Raw genomic sequence first — 1,467 nt, forward strand, 5'->3', positions numbered from 1 at the left:
AAGGCCGAGAGCTGATGACGAGTGCTCATTAGAGCGCGAAGTGGTTGATGCCATGCTTCCAAGAAAAGCTCCTAAGCTTCAGATAACTGGGAACCGTACCCCAAACCGACACAGGTGGTTAGGTAGAGAATACCAAGGCGCTTGAGAGAACTCGGGTGAAGGAACTAGGCAAAATGGCACCGTAACTTCGGGAGAAGGTGCGCCGGTGAGGGTGAAGCACTTGCTGCGTAAGCCCACGCCGGTCGAAGATACCAGGCCGCTGCGACTGTTTATTAAAAACACAGCACTCTGCAAACACGAAAGTGGACGTATAGGGTGTGACGCCTGCCCGGTGCCGGAAGGTTAATTGATGGGGTTAGCGCAAGCGAAGCTCTTGATCGAAGCCCCGGTAAACGGCGGCCGTAACTATAACGGTCCTAAGGTAGCGAAATTCCTTGTCGGGTAAGTTCCGACCTGCACGAATGGCGTAACGATGGCGGCGCTGTCTCCACCCGAGACTCAGTGAAATTGAAATCGCTGTGAAGATGCAGTGTATCCGCGGCTAGACGGAAAGACCCCGTGAACCTTTACTATAGCTTTGCACTGGACTTTGAGCTTGCTTGTGTAGGATAGGTGGGAGGCTTTGAAGTGGGGACGCCAGTTCTCATGGAGCCATCCTTGAAATACCACCCTGGCAACCTTGAGGTTCTAACTCAGGTCCGTTATCCGGATCGAGGACAGTGTATGGTGGGTAGTTTGACTGGGGCGGTCTCCTCCCAAAGAGTAACGGAGGAGTACGAAGGTGCGCTCAGACCGGTCGGAAATCGGTCGTAGAGTATAAAGGCAAAAGCGCGCTTGACTGCGAGACACACACGTCGAGCAGGTACGAAAGTAGGTCTTAGTGATCCGGTGGTTCTGTATGGAAGGGCCATCGCTCAACGGATAAAAGGTACTCCGGGGATAACAGGCTGATACCGCCCAAGAGTTCATATCGACGGCGGTGTTTGGCACCTCGATGTCGGCTCATCACATCCTGGGGCTGAAGCCGGTCCCAAGGGTATGGCTGTTCGCCATTTAAAGTGGTACGCGAGCTGGGTTTAGAACGTCGTGAGACAGTTCGGTCCCTATCTGCCGTGGACGTTTGAGATTTGAGAGGGGCTGCTCCTAGTACGAGAGGACCGGAGTGGACGAACCTCTGGTGTTCCGGTTGTCACGCCAGTGGCATTGCCGGGTAGCTATGTTCGGAAGAGATAACCGCTGAAAGCATCTAAGCGGGAAACTTGCCTCAAGATGAGATCTCACTGGAGCCTTGAGCTCCCTGAAGGGCCGTCGAAGACTACGACGTTGATAGGTTGGGTGTGTAAGCGCTGTGAGGCGTTGAGCTAACCAATACTAATTGCCCGTGAGGCTTGACCATATAACACCCAAGCAATTTGCTCACGCAGATTGCGGTGGTGAAGACGAAACGAACCGAAAGTTCGCGACGAA

At 53.6% G+C, this 1,467-nt stretch carries 1 rRNA gene; it reads left to right on the forward strand.

From position 1 onward, the window contains the following. Positions 1 to 1,396: ribosomal RNA gene (locus tag BMY03_RS25955) — 23S ribosomal RNA — on the forward strand; the annotation flags it as partial. Positions 1,397 to 1,467 lie beyond the last annotated feature (71 nt).

This window comes from Pseudomonas soli (genome assembly GCF_900110655.1).
GTDB lineage: Bacteria > Pseudomonadota > Gammaproteobacteria > Pseudomonadales > Pseudomonadaceae > Aquipseudomonas > Aquipseudomonas soli.